Below are 22632 nucleotides of genomic sequence, written 5' to 3'. Positions count from 1 at the left end.
ATGAAAATTGGTATTGCAGAAAACGGCTACCCCATCAGGCGGAATATTTTAAATAAAATTTCCGGAGCAGAATATTTGGTTTTACGGAAAAACAACAATCTCTTTCATACGCTCTCAACGATTAAAAAACTGATTTTCAGAAAGAAATTAAATTTTGAAGGGAAATATTTCTTCTATCAGAAACCCAAAATCGATATTCTTCATCTTTATAACGATATCAATTATTCCTCTCAAAAATGGATGGCTTCATTCGAAACATTGGTTCCCCGATTTGCTGAAACCAAAAATGACCATCAAAAAACCGAACCTTCTCATCAAATCAACGAGAAAACGAAAAATGCTTTTGAACAAATTGCAAAGAAAAACTGCTTAGGAATTATTGCGATAAGCCAAGCTTCTGCTAACATTCAATTAGAATTACTGAAACATTATCCGGAGATTGCAGATCAGGTGAAAAGCAAACTTTCTGTAATTCATCCCTCTCAAAATATCATTCCAAGGAACAATATTGAAATTTACAATGAAACTGAAACCCTGCAATTTATTTTTGTAGGAACCCAGTTTCATTTGAAAGGCGGCGTTGAAATGGTGGAAGTCTTCAGGAAATTAAAAGAAAAACATCGGTTTAAACTGATCCTGATTTCGTCATTTAAAACAGATCATTACGTAACAAAAGTCACCGAAAGAGAAGCTCTTGAAACCAAAGAAGCTTTAAAAAAAGAAGACTGGATTGATCTATATGAAAACATTCCGAATGAGCAGGTTTTAGAATTAATCAAAAAATCCCACGTTGGAATTTTGCCTACCTGGTCAGATACGTACGGATTTTCTGTCCTCGAAATGCAGGCTGCAGGAGTTCCCGTCATCACAACAGACATCAGAGCTTTGCCGGAAATCAATAATGAAAATTGTGGCTGGCTGATTCATCTGCCGCAAAACCGACTGAAACAGGCGCTTTATTTTACCGATGAACAAAAGGAAAATTTAAAAACAACCCTGAAAAATCAGCTTGAGGAAATTTTAAATGGTATTTTTGAGCATCCGGAAAATCTAATTGTAAAATCAGAAAATTCGGTGAAGAGAATCAGGGAAATGCACGACCCTGAGAAATTTGAAGTAAAATTAAAAGAAATTTACGACAGAGCATGAATATATCAGTCATCATTCCGGTTTACAATGCCGCCGCTTTTTTGGAGAAAGCGGTAGATTCTGCTTTGTTTTTTGATGAGGTGAAAGAGATTCTTTTGATTGATGACTGCTCTACAGACAATTCACTGGAAATCTGTAATCAGCTTGTAAAAAAGGATTTTCGGGTAAAACTTTATCAACATCCTGACAAAGGAAATCACGGCGCTGCTTCAACGAGAAATTTAGGTTTGGAGAAATCTTCGCAGGAGTTTTTTGCTTTTTTAGATGCCGATGATTATTACCTTCCGAACCGTTTTGATGCTGAAAGAATTATTTTCAAAGACGAAAAAGTTGAGGGCGTTTTTGGAGCCATTGGTGTAGAATTTCTTTCGGAAAAAGGAAAGGAAGAGTACCGGGAAAAATTTAAAGACAGCAAATTGACAACAGTAAACTTTGATGCAGAAGGAATTGATGTCTTCAAAGGACTTTTGGGATTGACACCGAAACCTTTCGGTCATTTTTTTCATTTGAATACACTTACGCTTCGAAAAACTGCGGTAGAAAAATCGAATTTGCGTTTTAATAAAAACCTCCGTGTGCATCAGGATTCTGATTTTATTTTTAAGCTTGCCTACAGATGTTATCTTAAAACAGGCATCATTAATCAGGCTGTAGCGATAAGAGGTGTTCATGACGATAACAGAATTACAAAACTGAAGCTGTATTCGTCTCAGTACTACAAAAATATGGCTGCTCTTCACGGATCGCTTTATTTGTGGAGTAAAGAAGTAAAATTAAAAAATCCATATTCTGAAAAAATAAAACTTAACTATCTCAGTTTTAAAACCGCCCATGAAAAAGGATTAAAAAAATGGTTTTCTTTCTTTTTGGCTGCACTTTTCAACCCGAAAATTTTAAAAACGAGATACCGTTTTCATGCTTTAAATAAACACCATGATTCGTAAGAAAATAAATCAGGCTAAAAAACTCGTCAGTGATTGGGTTGCTTTTCGTGAGCTGAATTCTTACGATCCGCCTACGAGCCAGAATAATCTTTTGGTTAATTTTGAAAACCCACAATTGTATCACCGTTTTTTTTATCTGCTTTTAAAATTTTATAAAATTTCGGGCTATAATATCTACTATCCGCTGAGTTTTTCAAAATTCAGAAATCTCAGAAATAAAGATCAGTATCTCGCATTGATTGTGAGAGAGAAAAACTTTTTGTCTGTTAATAAAAACAAACTCCCCGATCAATTTATCGAAATCAATGATCAAATGTTCAGTGCAGATTATTTCAGCCATTATTTTGAACAAAACAATCGGGTTTCTGATGCTTTTCATATTCCGATGAGTTTTCATCCTTTGATGTATCATAAAGAAATCTGGAATATGAAAGTTAAAACAGACCGGAAGAGGTTAAATTCGGTATTCTGCTATGGAAATTTTGATCAGAAAGCCTATTCAGAGATAGAAAAAACTGATTTTAAGGTAATTCCGAGAACAGAACTTTTATCTTTTTTCAAAGAAAAACAGCAATTTTTATCGATCAATTCCAGAGAAGAAATCATTGAGGGAAATTCAGATTTAAATGAAAAATTTACTTTTGCCATCAAAGAAAATTTTCAGATAGAAATGAGGGAAATAAGAGAATTATTGTCTTATTTTAACTTTTATCTTTGCTGTCCCGGTGTTGTGATGCCACTGTGCCACAATGTTGTAGAAGCAATGTCTGTGGGAACCATACCTTTGATTGAAAAGGAATATGCAGAAGTAATGTATCCTCATTTAGAAAATAATGTGAACGCGATTATTTTTGAAGGTTTGGAGAATCTTGAGAAAATTGTTTCAGAAGAAATTTTTAATCTTCCTGAGGATGAAATTATTAAAATGAGACAAAATGCTTTAGCTTATTATAATGAATTTCTTTCACCCATAAATGTGGTAACTGCTGCTAATCAAAATATTAAAGAAAAAAATACAATATATCTTCAGGCAGAGCACAGAAGTATCAGGTTTAAAGACTATAGATTTTATGTATAAATCAGAGCTGGAACTTCTCACTTTTACAGTATCATTATTCAAAATTACCAATCTATAGTGTCTGAAAATCTTAATACAAATCTTTGGAATTCTGTAAAAAAATATTTTACGGTTCCAATGGTGATTCTGGCGATGGAGATGATTCTCATCATCTGGCAGATTACAGACGATCTGCTGGAGGGATTCAGTTTTTACAGCTGGAATATCAGTGAGATTCTGATCAATTACGAAGGAGGTTTTGTGAGAAGGGGGCTTTTGGGTCAGATGATTTATGTGGCTTGCAACACTTTCAGTTTTTCAACCTACTATACCGTGATCAGCATTTGTGTGGTAAGTTTAGGTGTTTACTTTTACCTTTTCTTCAAAGGATTTCTAAATAAAAAAATTCCGCCTTTCATTGCTGGATCTGTTCTACTTGCTGCAGCTCCCGTTTTTAGCAGAGACTGGGTGAGGAAGGACGTACTGATTATTGTATTTTTCATCTTAATACTGAAATTGTTTTACACCACTGCCATGCGTTCAACGCTGATGGCAAATCTACTGTTATCAGTTGGAATCCTTATACACGAATCCTTATTTTTTATCACATTCCCTATACTGACCTTTTTACAGATAGCGGAGAATAAATGCTTACACTTGACCTTCAATAAATTCTATTCTTTCGTTATTCCAATTTTCACATTTCTAACCGTCTGTATTTTCAGCGGAAATGAGCAAACAGTAGAGGCTATATTAAACTCATGGAATCTACACGATAAAACGATAGAAAATGCTGTAACTTCGCTGTCTTGGTCTTTGGAGTTCGGAGTACGGATTGCCTTTGCACAAGGAAAGGCATTTACAGACAATGGCTTGATTTTCCCGCCTTTGGTTTGGCTTATTATTTCAGCATCCGTTTTCTATATTCTTATTAATTTAAGTATCTTCTTTGCTGATATTCATAAAAAACTCAAATACAGAAAATTTATGCTGACGGTTGCCTTGATACAATTAACAGCTGTTGTACCGTTGTTTATACTGGGATGTGATTATGGTAGATGGTTTTTTTATTGGTCTTCTACATCCATAGCAGCATTTCTCTTTGTTCCTGAGAATACAGTGGACTATATAATCCGGTTTATGAGGATAAAAGATTCATTTTTTACTGAAAATCCTATTTTTGTGTCAGAAAAGATGAGTTTGTATATTCTTTTTATTATTTTAGGAATTCCCGGTTATATTATGAATACAGAAAACTATCTGAATTCCACTTTTATCTATAAAATGATCACCAAGTTAAGTTTAATCTTTAATTACTTTCTGTAAATCGCATGAAAATCTCCGTCATCATTCCCGTTTACAATGCTGAAAAATATATCGTACAGGCCGTAGAATCTGCGCTTCAGTTTAATGAAGTTTTTGAAGTGATTTTGATTGAAGATCAGTCTCCCGACAATGCTCTGGAGGTCTGCCAGAAATTGTGCAATAAATATGACCGTGTGAAATTATTTCAGCATCCCGATAAAAAAAACCACGGTGCCGGAGCCAGCAGAAATTTAGGACTAGAAAAAGCTGCGGGAGATTTCATTGCCTTTCTTGATGCCGATGATTACTATCTACCAAACCGTTTTGATGCTGAGAAAGAATTGTTTAAAAATTCTGAAGTTGAAGGCGTTTACGGCGCATTAGGCGTTCATTATTATACCGAAAAAGCAAAGAAACAATATTATCACATTTATCAGGATAAACTTGATACGGTTTACAAAAAGGCTGATCCAAAAGATGTTTGCCCGGGACAAATGAATTTACGCGGAAGTTTCGGACTGATTCATTTGGACACCTTGACCATCAGAAAATCTGCACTTTCTAAAATGGATAAAATGTTTGAGACGTCTTTAAGACTGCATCAGGACACTGAGTTTACCATCAGATTAGCCTTTTACCTTCAGCTTTATACAGGAATAAACGATCGGGCGATTGCGATAAGGGGAATTCATGAAAGCAACAGAATTACCAAGGTAGAAACCAAGCAGACAAAACCAGCAACGACAAAAATTCTACTTTGGCAAAAACTGAAAAACTGGGCAGAAACCGAACAAAAATTACCTGAAGAATACAAAACGCATATCAACAGAACGCATCGTAGTTTTGAAATTGCCAATGCCTCATTTCTGAATAAATGGGTAATGATTGCGAAATATTTAATAATTGATTTTAAAAGTATTCGTTCAGGGTTGTACAATATTAATTTCAGGAAGGATTTATTTTAATCTTTTTCTGCTTTGCAGAATAGAATCAGCAATCTGTGCAGAAAAAAGCCTGGAAGACTCCTTATGCATGTGGTTTCCATCGGTATAAGTGTATTTTTTATAGTCTTTTGAAAAGTTAAAATAATCAATTTTATATTTGAAGGCTACATTTTTCATGATGTCGTCAAACTCTGGAAACTTTTTATTTTCAATATCTGTAATACCTTCAGCAGCTGGAATTCTTACAATATATACTTTACCCTTCTTCTGCAAGTAGGCTATAATATCATTCAACGCACTCATTCTTTCTTTAGACTGGTGATGCTCCGTCGCAAGTTGCTTATAAAATTCAACTTTCTTTTCGGTTCTTATTTTTACAGAATCCGATTCCATACTGATGTTCACTTCCATCCATCCGTCATCATGGAGATAGGTATTGGAACGACCTGCTTCAGCTCTTTCGAGATAGATTTTAAACCAGCTTCTCGAGTAATTTCTCAACAGATATTCATAGTTAGGAGACATGCTGTAAAACTTCATATCTTTAAACGGAGATTTCTGCTCAGGAAAATCTTCCTCACGCTTCACACCATTGTGTAATGCCAGATTCCAGGGATCAACAGTCAGAACAAAAATTCCGTCTTTTGTTTTAGGGTCAATCTTTCTTTTTAAAGCTTCAAAATAAATTTTACCGTATGGAGACTGCACAATATTCAGAGAAAAATTATCAAATTTCCCGGAGAGCTTTTTTCCTAAAACACTTGATACAACTGCCTGAGATCCGCGCGAATCTCCCATGATTATATTTTGGGGTTTTGGAACAGCAAAATGCATATAATTATCATCCGTATTGCCATCTGCATAACTGCCTAAAATGACGTGGAGCGCAATAACACCAACAATGTAAACAGATATTTTTAGTAAAAACTTTTTCATCTAAAACTGAAAATAGATAAATTCATTATTGCCAAAATTGGCATAACGAAAAATTACAAACAGTATAAAAACATATACTGCTCTTCTCACCACCGGATGGTAACGCCGAATTTCCAAACCATGAAACTTGGTGCGGTTCATCCATTCAATAAGCAGCATCACAACAATAAGGGCAAATACCTTTGCAGGAAAAGATTGTGAGACCGCAAATGAATCAAACTTTACAACTCTACCAATATACGAAAAAGCCTGCGATACCGACTCTGCACGGAAGAATATCCAAGCAATGCATGTAAGGGTAAATGTAATACCCATCTGTAAAAATTCTTTAACAGTTGGTAAAATACGGTCTTTGGCAACGACCTCTATATTCTGTCGGTTCTTATTAACAACGAGAAGCGGCAGAAAATACAGAGCGTTAAGAAATCCCCACAGCATAAATGTCCAATTCGCACCATGCCAGAAACCTGAAAGCAGGAATATGATAAATGTATTTCTGATTTTCATACCCAATCCGCCACTGCTTCCCCCTAAAGGGATGTACACGTAATCTCTGAACCAAGACGAGAGCGAGATATGCCACCGTCTCCAGAACTCTGCAATATCTCTTGAAAAATACGGAAAAGCAAAATTCTTCAGAAGCTCAATACCAAATAATCTCGAAACTCCTAAAGCAATATCCGAATATCCCGAAAAATCGCCGTAGATCTGGAATGCAAATAAGACTGCACCTATTATCAATGTTACAGGATTTTGATTTTCATAATTATTGAAAATATCGTTTACTAAAGGAGCACAGTTATCGGCAATAACCATTTTTTTGAAAAACCCCCAAAGGATCTGCCTCATCCCATCAGCAGCCTGTTCATAAGTGAAAACTCTTTTTTTCTGAATCTGTGGCAGCAAATGCGTTGCCCTTTCTATAGGACCAGCCACCAATAGTGGGAAATAACTCACAAAAACAGCATAGTCTATAAAATTTTGCTCAGCCTTAATCCGCTTTTTGTAGACATCGATAATATAAGATAAACCATGAAAGGTATAAAATGAAATTCCGACAGGAAGAACTATATTCAGCAGCCACATATTTGTCTGAAAACCAAATCCTGACAGCAAATCACTGAAACTTTCTGTAAAAAAGTTGTAATATTTGAAAAAGCCTAAAAATCCCAGATTAATTCCTATACTGAGAATAAGCCAGAATTTCGCCGCTTTTTTACTTCTACTCTCTTCAATTTTAAGAGCAGAGAAATAATCAAGTCCAATCGAAAAGATTAAGAGAAAAAGAAATCTCCAGTCCCAGCATGCATAAAAATAGAAACTGGCTAAAAGCAGAAGCCGGTTCTGATTCTGATATTTCTTGTTGAAAACAAACCAATAAAGAAAAAATACTATCGGAAGAAAAATTAAAAAACTGAGGGAATTAAATAACATAACAGTACAAAAGTTTAAGTAACAAAAGCCTTAGCTGCACGAATTTTAATCCGTTTACTTCACAAAAACTCCCACAAATTTTCCTTCAAATTCCACTACAGTCGGCAAAATCTTCTCCTGCTCGCAGAAATCCTGAAAAGCAGAATTGTCATTTATGTCATCAGAAATAAAAACACCTCCTCTTCGTAATCTCGGATAAAGTGTTTCGTAAGCCCATTTCATTCCTTCGTAAGATTTATCAGAATCGTAATGTACCACATCGATTTCGCTACTTTCCTTTAAAATTTTAGGTAAAGATTCACGATCGGCATGACGGAAAAGCTTCCAGTTTGACCTTAAATGGTCAGGAACCACACAGCCAACGTACTGATCGCCGTTTTGCCCTAAATAAGGCATATCAGAACTGTAAAGAGTTCCGTTTCTTTTTTGTAATGATGTAAGTGTTGCGAAAGAACTCCAGCCGTAAGCAACACCTGTTTCCACAACAGATTTTGCTTTGGCAAATTCACAGGCACTGTATAAAAGTTCCAGAGCTCCCGCACCACCCATCTTTATCGGACAGGCGTTTTGGGTATCTAAAGCTTTTTGAAATTCCTGTGGATATTTTTCTGAGAAAGGCTGAAAATCAAGACTGAACAGTTCCTTTATAGCATGTTTTTGACTTACAGCAATTTGCGAAGCCCAAAGGTTCGTCTTTTCTTTGCCTTTAAACGCGCTGTTCCGGTTAAAAATATTTTTGATTATTTTTCTTCCTAATTCAGGATAGAGATCAGGACGTTTCGCATAGCCAATAAAGGTCTTGAGAACTCGGGTTATTTCGCTCACAGTGTTATTATTAATGGTGCAAAAATAAAGATTTTTATCAGATTGAGCAGAATATTTATCTTTGTGAAAATTTATTAATACAAAGACGCCTCCCTCCTCATGAAGTTTTCCATTTTAATTGCCAATTACAACAACGGAAAGTTCTTTGAAGACTGCTACCATTCTATTATCGCTCAGACTTTTACAGACTGGGAAGCTGTTATTCTTGATGATGCTTCCACAGACGATTCTCTGGAAGTTATTTCTGCTTTGGTAAAAGACGATTGCCGTTTTAAAATTTTCAGGAATGAAGTAAACAGCGGCGTCGGTATAACAAAAAGCAAACTTATAGAACTGTCCAACGGCGACATTTGCGGTTTTGTAGATCCTGATGATGCGATTACTCCCGATGCTTTGAAATCTTCAATTGATGTTTTTAAAAAAGATAAAAAAACTGTTCTCACCTACTCCAGTTTTATGAAATGTGATGAGCATTTAAAGCCTCTCGAACAGTTTAAATCGGGAATGCAGGTGGTGAACAGCGATCCTTATTTTTTCAATTGTCCGGTCCATATTGTTCATTTTGTATGTTTCAGAAAAGATGTTTACGAAAAAACAGAAAAGATGAATTCTGAAATGAAAATTGCCGAAGATCAGGATTTATACTTAAAAATATATGAAAAAGGCAAAGTGAAGTTCATCGATGAAGCCAACTATCTGTACAGAACGCATTCAGGAGGAATTTCTCAAAACGAAAATCTGCCAAAATCACGTGAATATTTTGCCAAAGTGATCTTTAATGCAATGAAAAGAAGGAATCTTACAACCATTAACGGTAAGAAAATTCCTGAAAAGTATTCTAATCCGAAAGAAATTTATGATCTTTTGGAATACCAGAACTCGATTCCTTTCAGAATCATGAAAAAAATGAAGATCCTGTTTCAATAAAAACGATGATGATGAATAAAAAAACAAAAGTGCTTTTCAGGCAGCGATCCATGGAAATGGGCGGCGTGGAAAAAGTAATTCTCAGCATGCTCAATGGTCTTGATAAAGAAAAATTCGACATGACCATTTGTCTGAATATCAATCAGGGCGAGTTGCGAAATGAAATTCCGGTGCATGTAAGAAAAGTTTTTATCGGTGAAGGCCGCGAGAATTTTTCTAAAAACGGTTTGATTCAGAAAATTCAGCTGGCGAAGAGAAAAATAAAGCTGGATAAGGCTCACAAAAACCCAAAAGTTTCTGCAAAAATTTTAAATGATAATTTCGATGTGGAAATCGCACCTACGTACGCTACTTTTGCAGCAGTTTTAAATTCATCCAATAAAAATTCAAAAAAAATAGGTTGGTTTCATTCAGATATTACTTTACCGAAACTTCAGCCTTTGGTTCCGGAAATTTTGAAACAGATTCCACAGTTTGATTATTTTATTTTCGGATCTCAGCAGACTAAAGATATTTTAATTGAAACTTATCCCAATCTTCAGATTCCAGAAAATCAGGTTGTGCGAAATGCGATTCCGATTGAAGAATTAAAGAAAAAATCAGAAGAATTTACACCTGACTTTCCACAGAAACCTGTTTTTGTGTCGGTGGCAAGACTTCACAGCAGGAAAGGTTTTCATAAACTCATGGATGCCCACGCAAAACTTTTAAAAGACGGTTTTGATCAGCAGATTATTGTAATCGGCGACGGTGAAGAAATGTCGAATTTAAGAAAACAGGCAACTGAATTAGGTGTTACTGACAGTTTTAAATTTTTAGGATCACTTTTAAATCCTTATCCTTATGTTAAAAACGCAGATTTTTTCATTTTACCATCAGAATCAGAAAGCTGGCCTCTAATTATCGCCGATTCTTTGATTTTACAGAAACCGATCATCTCTACCAACGTTGGCGGAATTCCTGAAATGATTGTTCACGACAAAACCGGTTACCTCATCAATTATGAAGCAGATGAAATGTATTCAGCCATGAAAAAATTTATGACTGAACCGGAATACATCGCAAAGATTAGGGCAAATCTGGTGGATATCGAAAAACTGTTTGACAATCAGCAGATTTTTGACGCTGTTGAAAATATCATTATTAACTTAACAAAAAATTAGAAATGCTTCTTTTATACCGATTAGTTCTAAAACTCCACACATCGTATCAGTTTATGATTCAAAGGATATATTTAAAGGTATGTATCGCAAAAGGACTGAAAGTAGGCAAAAATGTGAGATTTGTAGAAGTTCCGGAGTTTGGTACAGAGCCTTTTTTAATAGAAATCGGAGATGAGACTACGTTTTCAAACAATATCCGTTTTGTAAATCATGACGGCGGACAAAACGCACTGCATTTTTTTGAAAAATATAAGGACGTGAGAACTTTCGGAAGAATAAAAATCGGGAAACAGTGTCTCATTGGCGCAGACACCATCATTATGCCGGGCGTGGAAATGCAGGACAACTGTATTCTTGGAGCCGGCTCAATTTTAACGACATCGATGCCCAAAGGAACTGTTTTTGCCGGTGTTCCTGCAAAATTTATCTGTACGATTGAGGAGTATGGTGACAAACTGCTGGCCAATAATGTGATGTATCCGCGTGATCTGGAACCTACACGAGAGCTTTTGGAAGCACATATCAAAGCCCATCTTCCTCATATTTATAAACCTGTCAGGAAATAATATGTAGAAAATGCAGAAATCTTAATATGACAATCGAAACCTGTTAAGACAAATAAAAAAACATTTACACGAAAAAATGAAAAAGAAAAAAATTCTCATCAGAATCGGTTCTCTCCGTCACGGTGGAGCAGAAAAAGTTTTGGTTACTTTTCTTAAAAATCTTCCGCAGGACAAGTATGAGATTGATCTTCTTCTTAATTTATATTCAGGAAAATATCTGAAAGATGTTCCGGACTGGATTAATATTATCTATCTGAATAAAGGCGAAATGATCACCACCAACCGACTTCAGGATCTTCCCAAAAAAGCGGCACGGGTGATTTATCAAAAAGCTTTAAAAAAATGCCCAAACCTACTCTACAAAGGAAAACTTCAGAATAAAAAATATGATGTTGAATTCGCAGCCATCCACGGAATGCGGGATGAAATTTTGAATTCTCCTTTAAAATCATCGAAAAAAATAGTCTGGATTCATAACGATCTTTCAGAAGTAAAAGGTTATAATGAAGATGAAATTAAAAAATTCTTCGAATTTGATAAAATTATGGTGATTTCAGAAAAAATTGAGAAACTTTTCCATGATTTAGCTGAAAGTGAAACTGAAAAACAAAAAATCGTAAAAATTTACAATCCTTTAGATACTGAAGAAATTATCAGGAAGTCGGAAGATGGAAGTCGGAAGTCAGAAGTCGGGAGTCGGAAGTTGGGAGTTGGAAGTTGGGAGTTGGAAGACACAAAAACTTCAAATTCAAATTCTGAACTTCACACTCCCAGCTTCCCGCTTCCCGCTTCCAACTCCCAACCTCCTACCTTTATTTCCGTAGGAACTGTTTTTCCTCAAAAAGGTTTCGACAGACTTCTGAAAGTGCATAAAAAGCTTTTAGATGAAGGTTTTCAAAATAAAATTTTAATCGTTGGTGACGGCTACGATTTTGAAAATATCAAAAAGCTAAAAACCGAACTCGACGTTGATAATACCGCAACAATGCTGGGGTTTACAGACAATCCTTATCCTTATTTTAAAAAAGCGGATTTTTATATTTTAAGTTCCAGATATGAAGGCTTTCCGACCGTTTTGTTTGAAGCGATTACTCTGAAAAAGAAAATTATTGCTACCGATGTTTCAGGCGTGAGAGAAATGCTGAATAATGGTGAATTAGGTCTGATTGTGGAAAATTCTGAAAACGGAATTTACGAAGGAATGAAAACCGCCATTACCGACAAAACATTTTTCAATTCGCATCTGGCAAAGCTCAGTCAGGCAGAAATGCCTTTTAATCTTGAAAATTCGGTTCAGAAAATTGCATCTATACTTGATGAATTATAAATAAATTGTAATTTTAAAACTGAATCAGATTTTTCTACATTTGTTTTATGGCAGATCAACACTCTACTATTCAAAAAGATTTTTACCGTGAAAGCGGAAAATGGCTTTCAACTTTTCAGATTTGGACCAAATGTCTGAATCCCAATCTACATTTTATTTACATTTTAAGAAAAGCTCAAAAATACAGCAAAATGCCTGTTTTAGGCCTATACTGGCGAATTGTTCTCCGTCATTTTCAGATTAAATATGGTTTCCAGATTTACCCTGAAACAGAAATTGGAGAAGGATTTTATCTCGGGCATTGGGGAAGCCTGGTCATCAATCCCAAAACTAAAATCGGTAAAAACTGTAATATTGCTCAGGGAGTTACCATCGGGCAACAGAACAGAGGCAAAAACGAAGGTTATCCTGTAATTGGTGATCAAGTCTGGATTGGTTCCAATGCTGTAATTGTGGGAAAAGTGATCATCGGAAAAAATGTTTTGGTAGCTCCGAACGCTTATGTTAACTTTGATGTGCCGGATAATTCTGTAGTGGCAGGGAATCCGGCAAAAATTTATCCTAATCAGGACGCTACAGAAGGTTATATAAATAATCAGATCTGAAAATATTAAACATTGTTAAAAAAATTTTTATACTGAAACAAATAAAGTAGATTTGTATAATTATTGATTATACCTATTAGAAAAGAAAATAATTTAAACGAAACAAATAATTATAACCTTTAAATATTTATTTTTATGTCACAATCGTACGAAGTTATTTTCGAAAACAACAGAAAGTGGGTAGAGTCTAAGTTAGGAGACAACCCTGATTTTTTCAGTGAATTGGCAAGCGGTCAGACACCTGATTATCTTTACATCGGATGTTCAGACAGTAGAGCTACAGCTGAAGAACTGATGGGGGCAAAGCCAGGGGAAGTTTTTGTGCACAGAAACATTGCCAACGTTGTAAATGCTTTAGATATGAGCGCAGCTTCTGTAGTAGAATACGCAGTATCTCATCTTAAAGTGAAGCATATCATAGTATGTGGCCATTACAACTGTGGTGGGGTGAAAGCAGCCATGACTCCTCAGGATTTGGGAATTCTTAATCCCTGGTTAAGAAACATCCGTGATGTTTACAGAATTCATCAGGCAGAGCTGGACGGTATCGAGGATGCCGATAAGCGTTATGACCGACTGGTAGAATTGAATGTACTCGAACAGTGCATCAATGTTATCAAAATGGCATGTGTACAGGAAAGATACATCGCAGAAGAGTATCCTGTTGTACACGGATGGGTTTTCGATATGAGAACGGGTAAAATTATTGATCTTGAAATCGATTTCGAAAAAGAATTGAAAGACATCCAAAAGATCTATAATCTTAGCGAAGATTCCTGGACGATGAGCAGAAGAACTCTTTAAAAATCTTAGAAAAGAATGAAAATCTGGAGCACGATCACATTACTCATTGTATTGAACTTTACAGCCTTGCCAAGCATCGCTGCGGTTCTGAAATGGGATTTGGTGAAAACCAATGTGGTGGTGAATGAAGAAGAAACTCATTCTCATTATTCATCATTCTTATCTGTTGTTGAAAAGACGCTTCCAAAAACCCTCAGCGTGTATGATCACCTGAAGTTTTTTGAGCCAGATTCTGAAGGTGCACTTTTTGTGCAGACCGATGACCGCAGTCATCTGTCGCCTTACCTCAATATATTTTCACCTCCTCCAGAGGCCTAGATAAATTTGCAGTGTATTAATAATCCATTTAATGCACTGCTTTTACTTTATAATATGCCGCTCATCCAGCGGCAATTCGTCCATATTTCAAAATTTTTTTAAACATTTTTTCAGCCATGAAAAAAAATAAAAGTTTCTCAGGAGGGATCAAAGAAAATCTGCCTTCAGGTTTAGTGGTTTTCTTAGTTGCCCTTCCTTTGTGTCTGGGTATCGCATTAGCTTCAGGTGCACCGCCGTTATCAGGTGTCATTGCGGGTATTGTAGGTGGTATAATTGTAGGCTCATTAAGCAACTCAAACATTTCAGTTTCCGGACCTGCAGCAGGTCTTACAGCTATTGTTTTAACTGCAATCACAGATTTGGGAGCATTTGAACTGTTTCTTTGTGCAGGCATTATCGCAGGACTTATTCAGCTTGTCTTAGGTTTCATTCGTGCAGGCAGTATTTCTAATTATTTTCCAAATAATGTAATTGAAGGAATGCTCGCAGCCATCGGAATTATTATTATTTTAAAACAGATTCCGCATGCGGTAGGTTTTGATAAAGATTACGAAGGTCATGAATCAATATTTGACAACGGAATTAATTTTAATTATTTCTCCGAACTTATCCGTGCTATTCATCCCGGAGCCATTGTTATCACAGTGATTTCACTTGCAGTACTATTGTCATGGGACCGAATCCCCGCTTTAAAGAGGCTTAAAGTTCTCCCCGGAGCATTAGTAGCTGTTACGATAGGAATTTTGTTGAATGAGATCTTTAAATCAACGGGCAGTTCTTTGGCTATTGGGAAAGAACATTTAGTTTCACTTCCGGTTCCAAAAAATTTAGATGATTTTAAAAATTATATAACCCTTCCTGATTTCGCAGGCTTTCTCAACTGGAAAGTTTGGCTTACGGGAGCAACCATTGCCGTTGTGGCTTCTATTGAAACACTATTGTGCATAGAAGCATCAGACCGTCTTGATATGCAGAAAAGAATTACAGATACCAATCTCGAATTAAAAGCCCAGGGACTCGGAAATCTTGTAAGTTCGTTTATAGGCGGACTGCCGATGACATCTGTTGTAGTAAGAAGCTCTGCTAATGCAAATGCGGGAGCTACTTCTAAAGCATCAACAATCATTCATGGTGTCTTGCTTTTAATCTGTGTTTTATCAATTCCAGTTGTCTTAAATCTGATTCCATTTGCAACTTTGGCGGCGGTCTTACTTCTTGTAGGGTATAAACTTGCAAAGCCGGCTACATTCAAACACTTCTGGCAACTGGGCAAATTTCAGTTTATTCCGTTTGTAGCCACTGTAGTGGCTGTTGTAGCAACAGATTTGCTGAAAGGCGTGGGCATTGGTCTTGCAATTTCAGTATTTTATATTCTTCAGGGAAATATGAAACGTGCCTATTATCTGAGTAAAGAAAAACTGGACGACGCAGATGAAATCACTATTAAACTGGCTGAAGAAGTTTCATTTCTTAATAAAGCAGCCATCAAAAAAACACTGAAAAACATTAAACCTAACTCTAAAGTTATTTTTGACGCCAGATCAACAGCTTATATTGCCACAGATGTGCTGGAAATGATTCAGGAATTTGCCAACATCAGAGCGAGTGAAGAAGATATTGAAGTAGAATTACTCGGTTTTAAAACTTCCTATAAAGATTATGAGACCGACGAAAATTCTCATATTGTGATTACACACAAAAGAGCGATGTAGCGGAATGTTGGGTGCTCGGTGCTGGATGCTGGGTGTTATATATTTAGACGATTGAGGATATTCAGATTTCAAATATTCAATTTAAAAAAAGACCATTTCAAAGTTTTAGAAATGGTCTTTTTTATTTATTTTCCGTTAAATGCAGACATTGTATTGCCAATTCCTGCAAAGACGAAAGACAAAGATGCTTTGGCAAATTTTTCAATTCTTTCAGAAAGCTTTTCAGATTCCTCAGCATTCCACGTTCCTAAAACATAATCTACCTGTCTGCCTTCAGAAAATTCAGCGGAAATTCCAAATCTTAAACGAGCATAATTTTGAGTCTGAAGAACTTCGTTGATATTTTTTAAACCATTGTGTCCAGCATCAGATCCTTTCATTTTCATTCTTAAAGTTCCGAAGGGAAGTGCAAGATCATCGGTGATAATCAAAACATTCTCCAAAGGGATATTTTCTTTCTGCATCCAGTATTTAACGGCATTTCCGGAGAGATTCATGTAAGTATCAGGTTTCAGAACAAAAACTTTTCTTCCTTTATATTTTCCTTCAGCCATCCAGCCAAAATTAGTTGTGTTGAATGATACTTCTAATGTCTCAGCAATTTTTTCAGCTACTTTAAAACCAATATTATGACGGGTATTTTCATACTCAACTCCTTTATTTCCTAATCCTACGATAAGGTATTTCATTCTATTTTTTTTGCAAAATTAAATTTTTAAAAATAAAAAAACCTCATCTTATAAAAGATGAGGCTTGGTTTGTGTAAAAACTTTGTTCTTATTGTGGCTTGTAGATGTAATTAATTCCAAAACCTTTAGTCATATACGTCTGTGGATCGTATGTATAATTGGTTGTAAATACAACCGGAGTAGGAATAGGAATCATCAGATCGGTAATCGTCATTCTTCGCGGATTGTTGATTGATAAGCTGTGGCTTTTCTCATCATTTACTCTTGTAGAAAGTAAGTGAGAAATTTTGTAAGCAAAAGGCAACAGTGTATGAGGATTAATCTGTGTATCTAAAGTGAAATATTCATACTTGTATTTCTCAGTAGCTGCTCCGAATGTCCCTGCATTAATTGGCCCGTAGTTTCTTTCTACTGTAGCAATATTGTCACCCGAATAAACATAGTTTGAAACTGAATACATTGTATAATCAAACGGCACTCCTGTAATTTCCTCACCGTTTCTCATGGTGATTTTGCTTAGCTTATCTGTACCGGTTGCGTATTCAAGGTTATAGATTTTTTTATATTTTTTATCAACTACCCAAGGTAATGCAGGTACAGTACCTCCTGGCGGAATTTTCTTCACATAAGTGATTCTGTTTTCTGCGATAATCGTAAGTCTGCCACCAGCGCCGTAAGTAAGCAACTGCGTGTAAGCCACACTGTCGGCATCCAGGGCACCGTTTTTATCTTCATCTAAAAATCCGTAGAATGTAATCTTGCTGACTTTATCACCACTCCACATCAGATCTGTTACTGATCTTGTATATTTTCCTTTTGTAAGAACTTTAGAAAGCAAAAGACCGTTGTAACGGTATTCTGCGATGGTATCAGAATCTGTAATTTCTCTAAATAAAGATCTCGGCCCGATAAGACCACTGTTTTCGTTAAGGTCGATCAGCGGATTTCCTTCTTCATCCACCAAATCTTTACAGGAGTGTACAGAAGACAAACCTGCAACCAGCAATATAAAATAGAAGAGTTGTTTCATTTTCAAAGAGATTACTTATATTTTCCACAAATATAATTTTTTTTTAAATAAGAAACACTTTCTAATGCAGAATGTCGCAAAATAATATTAAAAATTTAAAGAATTGAATATATCGGTGTAATAACTGCTTCTTAAACTTAAAATATTTCAGGTTTTAAATTTAAAACAACACTATTCACGATATCATTTAAGTCAGTTAAAAACAAAATTCAGATTTACTTCAACATAAAAGCTGCCCGTAAAGACAGCTTTCAATGGATAATTTAAAAATTCCCGAACATTATCATTGAATTAAGTTCTATTCAATTTCTCTTGTTTGAAAATCATTTTTAGCTAAATTATAATGCTTTGTAAAGATATTTCTGCATCTGACTCTGATCTGAAACAGGATAATTCTGAGAATCATACAAATAAGTGTACGCTCCCGGAATTGCTGGGATTGGAGCAGGATTTATAATATTAAAGGTCATCACATTGTTGGCTGAAAGTGAGCAAAAATTAGCAGGGTGTAACAGACTCCAGGTTATAAAAAATGCTTTAGGTAGTGTAGTGTAAGGATTAATTTTGGTGTCATACCCGTCAAAATTATACGAAGTACTCATATATACAGTCGACATATCCGGCACACCTGTAGGACTCGTCATCCCGTTTTCTATAGCTACCTTAGTGATGTTGTCACCGCTATTTGTAAGTGTGTAATTGGTAAAATGAGTATAGGTTGTCCCTGCTTTTTTCTTTTCAACAATTTTTGTCATTTTTCCTGAGCCATCGTACGTGTAAGTGTATTCACTGTTGAAGCTGGGTATTGATCCAGCCATTGTTGTACATGTTGTATAATTTATTTTCCCGCTTGAATCATAGGTCAGATTGTATTCGTAAGACAGGCTGTTTGCCGGAACGGAACCATTAACTTCCTGTTCAAATTTAACTCTATAAATTTTACCTGATGTATAAGTCACTCTTCCAATCAGAAAAGAACTTGGCCCGCTCGCTTCTTTGAAAACTGCTTTTTCCAAAGTAGTTCCCGTGGTAAAATACTCCTGATTCGTTACATTGTTTACTGTAACTTTGTGTAAAATTCGTGGTCCAGAAATAGTTGGCGTTCCACCGCCACCACCGCCTGACGGATTGTTCGGATTGTTCGGATTGTTAAGATTATTGTTGATAGGATCTGCGGTAGTATTATCGCAGGAAAAAAGGAAACCGAGAAGCAATGTTGCCACACCAGTAATAAATTTGTTTTTAGTCATAAGTTTTTAATTATTCAGACACAAATATAATTTATTTTCAATACGATGTGATTTTTTTTACACTATTAACAAAAAAAATCTAAAACGAATTTTAGATTTTTATTTATTTGCAGAGCAATAGATTAATTTCCTAAGATAGCTTTCAGAAGAATATTCACCTCATCCACATTTTTCACTTTATCCTTCCGCATCATGAGATTATTTCCTTCTTTGCCTGCCTTTTCTTTCAGTTGAGCACGGGCAGGATTTTGAGTAAGATAAGAAATTATATTTCTGAATTTTTCGGTCTGATAAAATTTATCCTGAGGATTAGACGGGAAATACCCTAAGAAAATTCCGTTTTTCATTACAATTTTTTCGAAACCGATTTCTGCAGCGAGCCATTTCAGGGCAACACTTTTCAAAAGATTAACCACCTCTTCCGGCAATTTGCCAAAACGGTCTTTCAGTTCCGCTTCAAATTTTTCCAAATCACTTTCATTGTCGATATCAGCTAATTTCTGATAGAGCAACAGTCTTTCTTCGGTGCTAGAAACATAGGAATCCGGCAACATCAGTTCTAAATCGGTTTCGATGTTGACTTCTTTTACGGTTTTAAACAATTTCTTACGGTCTTCTTCATTTTCAAATAAACTTCCGAATTCATCATCGTCTTTCAGCTCTTCCAAAGCTTCCTGCATCATCTTCTGATACGTTTCAAAACCCATTTCATTGATGAAACCACTCTGCTCGCCGCCCAAAAGATCTCCGGCTCCACGGATTTCCAGATCTTTCATTGCAATCTGAAAACCGCTTCCCAAATCTGAAAACTGCTCGATTGCTTCAAGCCTTTTTTTAGCGTCAGATGTGATCATGTCAAATGGCGGTGTGATGAGGTAACAAAAAGCTTTTCTGTTGCTACGTCCCACTCTTCCCCGCATCTGGTGAATATCTGCCATCCCAAAACGTTGCGCATCATTTATGAAAATGGTGTTGGCATTAGAAACATCTACACCACTTTCTACAATGGTTGTGGAGACGAGAACGTCGTATTTTCCGTCCATAAAATCAAGAACGTTCTGTTCAAGCTGTTTACCTTCCATCTGGCCGTGACCGGTGATCACTTTTGCATCCGGAACGAGACGCTGAATTAAACCTGCGATATCTTTCAGGTTTTCAACTCTGTTGTTGATAAAATAGACCTGCCCGTCACGTTGAAGTTCATAGGAAACCGCATCACGGATAATTTCTTCATCCCAACCTACAATCTGTGTTTCTACAGGCTGACGGTTTGGTGGTGGCGTTTTAATAACCGACAAATCGCGCGCTGCCATCAGAGAAAATTGCAAAGTACGCGGAATTGGCGTCGCTGTAAGAGTAAGCGTATCTATGTTTGCCTTTAAAGTTTTCAGTTTATCTTTAACTGCCACTCCAAATTTGTGCTCTTCATCAATGATTAAAAGGCCAAGATCTTTGAATTTTACTTTTTCTGATGCCAGCTGATGTGTTCCGATCACAATATCAACTTTTCCGTCTTTCAGACCGGCGATGGTTTCTGCCTTTTGCTTAGCCGTACGGAATCTGTTCAGATAAGAAACATTTACCGGAAAATCTTTCAGACGTTCTTTAAAACTGCGGTAATGCTGAAACGCCAAAATCGTGGTCGGAACCAAAATCGCCACCTGTTTACTGTCTGTCGCTGCTTTGAAGGCGGCACGAATTGCAATTTCTGTTTTACCAAAACCTACGTCACCACACACTAAACGGTCCATCACGGTTTCTGCTTCCATGTCGTTTTTCACGTCGATGGTTGCTTTTTCCTGATCAGGTGTGTCTTCATAGATAAAACTCGCCTCCAGTTCGTTTTGAAGGTAAGAATCCGGTGCAAAAGAAAATCCTTTGGCTGTTTTCCGCTCGGCATACAATTTTATTAAGTCAAAAGCGATCTGTTTTACCTTGGCTTTTGTTTTTTGTTTTAATGATTTCCAGGCAGGTGAACCCAGTTTACTTAAAACTATTTCTTTCCCATCCGGACCGTTGTATTTTGAAATTTTATGAAGAGAATGAATGCTGACGTACAGAAGATCTCCGTTTTTATACGTTAATTTAAAACATTCCTGCACTTTTCCGTCATTGTTTACTTTTACCAGACCCATAAATTTTCCGATACCATGATCGATGTGGGCAATGTAGTCACCGACTTTCAGAGACATCAGATCTTTCAGAGTAAGCTGTTCAGATTTGGCGAAAGAATTTTTGGCTTTATAACGCTGATATCGGTCGAATATCTGATGATCGGTATAAACAATTATTTTACTGTCGGGATCTACAAAACCTTCATGAAGTTCAGATTTAAAACTTTTAAATTTAATTTCGCGCTTCCCGATATCGCCTCTTCCCAAATCTTCAAAAATAGACTCCAGTCTTTCTTTCTGCTTGTCGCCGGAGAATGAAATCCACATTTCAAATCCTGCTGCTTCTTTCTCTTCCAAATCTTCGACAAGAAGTTCAAAATTTTTGTGAAATGAAGGCTGTGCAGTCTGACTGTAAACGATGGATGACTGATCCGGGATTCCCGATGCAGCAGTGCTGGAAAAATCAACGGTCTTAAACTTTTTATATTCAAAAAGAAAATCTTCATCTGAAATAAATAATTCCTGTGGAGACCTGTGAGCGATATCTTTACTTAAACCTTCAAATTTCTCCAGAGCTTTTTCGTAGAAAGTTCTGATTTTTGATTTGGAAGATTCAAGATTTTTAGATACAATGAGGGATTCTTTAGGCAAAATTTCGAGGAGAGAAACTTTAGTTCCCGAAACTGAAAAATTCATATTTGACACAAGTTGAAAACTTTCAACCTTTGAAACCGAAAGCTGTGTTTCGATGTCAAAAGTTTTAATATTTTCCACTTCATTTCCGAAGAAGGTTATTCTGTAAGGTTTTTCGTTGGAAAAAGAAAAAACATCCACGATCCCACCACGTACAGAAAATTCGCCCGGCTCGGAAACAAAATCGATCTGATTGAACTGGTAATGATTGAGCAATTCATCCACAAAATCAAAATCTAGCTGATCGCCTACTTTTATATGGTGTGAAATGGCTTTAAAATCTTCTTTCTTTAAAACCTTTTCAGACAAAGCTCCGGCATAGGCAACAATCATTTTAGGATATTTCCCGGCATTGATTTTATTTAAAACCTCGGTGCGGAGAACCAGATTGGCATTCTGTGTTTTCTCAACCTGATAAGGCTCGAGGTGAGTAGCAGGAAAATAAAGCACTTTTTCTTTCCCCAAAAGATCTTCCATTTCGGTGCTTACATACAATGCATCTTCTTTATCATCAATTATATATAAGACAGTTTTTTTCTGCGTGAGAAAAAGTTCTGCTGTAAATATTGAAACCGCAGAACCTGCAAAACCTTTTACAGAAACGTGATTTTGCTGTTGTAAAGTGGTAAAAATATCTTTTCCAAACTCATTCTTGAGAAAAGCAGGAAGTAAAGTTTCGCTTATTTTTTTTAGCTGCATAATAATATTGGTGTCAACGACAAAAGCGATTTCAAGAATTGTTCCTGAAATCGTTACTGAATGCAAAAATACGCAAATTAATATTTAAGAAAAATTCATCTTCCCGGTTTTGAGATTTAAGCAGTAAAGATTACATTCGTG

General features: G+C 36.1%; 20 protein-coding genes. 13 read left to right on the top strand and 7 right to left on the bottom strand.

The window, feature by feature from the left end:
- The 5 genes from NG809_RS11115 to NG809_RS11095 are packed head-to-tail and all read left to right on the top strand — an operon-like array spanning nt 1 to nt 5420.
- Nucleotides 1–1149, top strand: coding sequence for a glycosyltransferase family 4 protein (locus NG809_RS11115; protein WP_262150641.1), 1149 nt, complete (start codon nt 1–3; stop codon nt 1147–1149).
- Nucleotides 1146–2093 (top strand): glycosyltransferase family 2 protein, encoded by a 948-nt coding sequence (locus NG809_RS11110; protein WP_262150639.1) that lies wholly within the window; start codon nt 1146–1148, stop codon nt 2091–2093. The genes NG809_RS11115 and NG809_RS11110 overlap by 4 nt, the downstream gene beginning before the upstream one ends.
- On the top strand, nt 2083–3171 hold the full coding sequence (locus NG809_RS11105) for a hypothetical protein (RefSeq protein WP_262150637.1): 1089 nt from the start codon (nt 2083–2085) through the stop codon (nt 3169–3171). The genes NG809_RS11110 and NG809_RS11105 overlap by 11 nt, the downstream gene beginning before the upstream one ends.
- A gap of 57 nt (nt 3172–3228) precedes the next feature.
- Nucleotides 3229–4476, top strand: a complete 1248-nt coding sequence (locus tag NG809_RS11100; RefSeq protein WP_262150635.1) for a hypothetical protein — start codon at nt 3229–3231, stop codon at nt 4474–4476.
- Between the two features lie 5 nt (nt 4477–4481).
- Nucleotides 4482–5420 (top strand): glycosyltransferase family 2 protein, encoded by a 939-nt coding sequence (locus NG809_RS11095; protein WP_262150633.1) that lies wholly within the window; start codon nt 4482–4484, stop codon nt 5418–5420.
- On the opposite strand, the gene NG809_RS11090 is transcribed toward NG809_RS11095, so the two are convergent.
- Genes NG809_RS11090 through NG809_RS18375 form a run of 3 tightly spaced genes read right to left on the bottom strand, consistent with a single transcriptional unit; the run spans nt 5412 to nt 8594 of the window.
- The gene (locus tag NG809_RS11090) at nt 5412–6335 is read right to left on the bottom strand and encodes a hypothetical protein (protein ID WP_262150632.1); all 924 of its coding nucleotides are present in this window, start codon (nt 6333–6335) and stop codon (nt 5412–5414) included. The two genes, NG809_RS11095 and NG809_RS11090, sit on opposite strands and share 9 nt — an antisense overlap.
- Entirely contained in the window at nt 6336–7769 is a 1434-nt protein-coding gene (locus NG809_RS11085) for an MBOAT family O-acyltransferase (protein ID WP_262150631.1), read from the bottom strand.
- Nucleotides 7770–7823: 54 nt separating this feature from the next.
- Entirely contained in the window at nt 7824–8594 is a 771-nt protein-coding gene (locus NG809_RS18375; RefSeq protein ID WP_262150630.1) for an O-methyltransferase, read from the bottom strand.
- 99 nt (nt 8595–8693) lie between these two features.
- On the opposite strand from NG809_RS18375, the gene NG809_RS11075 reads away from it, so the two are divergent.
- From NG809_RS11075 to NG809_RS11040, 8 genes are all read left to right on the top strand, one after another.
- Nucleotides 8694–9521, top strand: coding sequence for a glycosyltransferase family 2 protein (locus NG809_RS11075; RefSeq protein ID WP_262150629.1), 828 nt, complete (start codon nt 8694–8696; stop codon nt 9519–9521).
- 11 nt (nt 9522–9532) lie between these two features.
- Nucleotides 9533–10684 carry a glycosyltransferase gene (locus tag NG809_RS11070; RefSeq protein ID WP_262150627.1) on the top strand — a complete coding sequence of 384 codons (1152 nt, stop codon included), beginning with the start codon at nt 9533–9535 and terminating at the stop codon, nt 10682–10684.
- A gap of 2 nt (nt 10685–10686) precedes the next feature.
- A complete protein-coding gene (locus NG809_RS11065; RefSeq protein ID WP_262150625.1) occupies nt 10687–11250 on the top strand; it encodes an acyltransferase in 564 nt (187 codons plus the stop codon).
- A gap of 76 nt (nt 11251–11326) precedes the next feature.
- A complete protein-coding gene (locus NG809_RS11060; protein ID WP_262150623.1) occupies nt 11327–12577 on the top strand; it encodes a glycosyltransferase in 1251 nt (416 codons plus the stop codon).
- 47 nt (nt 12578–12624) lie between these two features.
- Nucleotides 12625–13182 carry a serine O-acetyltransferase gene (locus NG809_RS11055; protein ID WP_262150622.1) on the top strand — a complete coding sequence of 186 codons (558 nt, stop codon included), beginning with the start codon at nt 12625–12627 and terminating at the stop codon, nt 13180–13182.
- Nucleotides 13183–13317: 135 nt separating this feature from the next.
- A complete protein-coding gene (locus NG809_RS11050; protein WP_262150620.1) occupies nt 13318–13986 on the top strand; it encodes a carbonic anhydrase in 669 nt (222 codons plus the stop codon).
- 15 nt (nt 13987–14001) lie between these two features.
- Entirely contained in the window at nt 14002–14304 is a 303-nt protein-coding gene (locus NG809_RS11045; RefSeq protein ID WP_262150618.1) for a hypothetical protein, read from the top strand.
- A 116-nt stretch (nt 14305–14420) separates the two neighbouring features.
- Entirely contained in the window at nt 14421–16016 is a 1596-nt protein-coding gene (locus NG809_RS11040) for a SulP family inorganic anion transporter (protein WP_262150616.1), read from the top strand.
- A gap of 125 nt (nt 16017–16141) precedes the next feature.
- Here NG809_RS11040 and pth read toward each other — a convergent pair whose 3' ends face one another.
- From pth to mfd, 4 genes are all read right to left on the bottom strand, one after another.
- A complete protein-coding gene (gene pth, locus NG809_RS11035) occupies nt 16142–16705 on the bottom strand; it encodes an aminoacyl-tRNA hydrolase (RefSeq protein ID WP_262150614.1) in 564 nt (187 codons plus the stop codon).
- An 88-nt stretch (nt 16706–16793) separates the two neighbouring features.
- Nucleotides 16794–17735, bottom strand: a complete 942-nt coding sequence (locus NG809_RS11030; RefSeq protein ID WP_262150612.1) for a hypothetical protein — start codon at nt 17733–17735, stop codon at nt 16794–16796.
- 338 nt (nt 17736–18073) lie between these two features.
- Complete coding sequence (locus NG809_RS11025; protein WP_262150611.1) at nt 18074–18985, bottom strand: hypothetical protein; 912 nt, start codon at nt 18983–18985, stop codon at nt 18074–18076.
- 122 nt (nt 18986–19107) lie between these two features.
- Nucleotides 19108–22491 (bottom strand): transcription-repair coupling factor, encoded by a 3384-nt coding sequence (mfd, locus tag NG809_RS11020; protein WP_262152572.1) that lies wholly within the window; start codon nt 22489–22491, stop codon nt 19108–19110.
- Nucleotides 22492–22632 lie beyond the last annotated feature (141 nt).

The organism is Chryseobacterium foetidum, assembly GCF_025457425.1.
In the GTDB taxonomy this organism is placed as follows: Bacteria; Bacteroidota; Bacteroidia; order Flavobacteriales; family Weeksellaceae; genus Chryseobacterium; species Chryseobacterium foetidum.
This window is presented reverse-complemented; position numbering and strand designations above follow the sequence as displayed.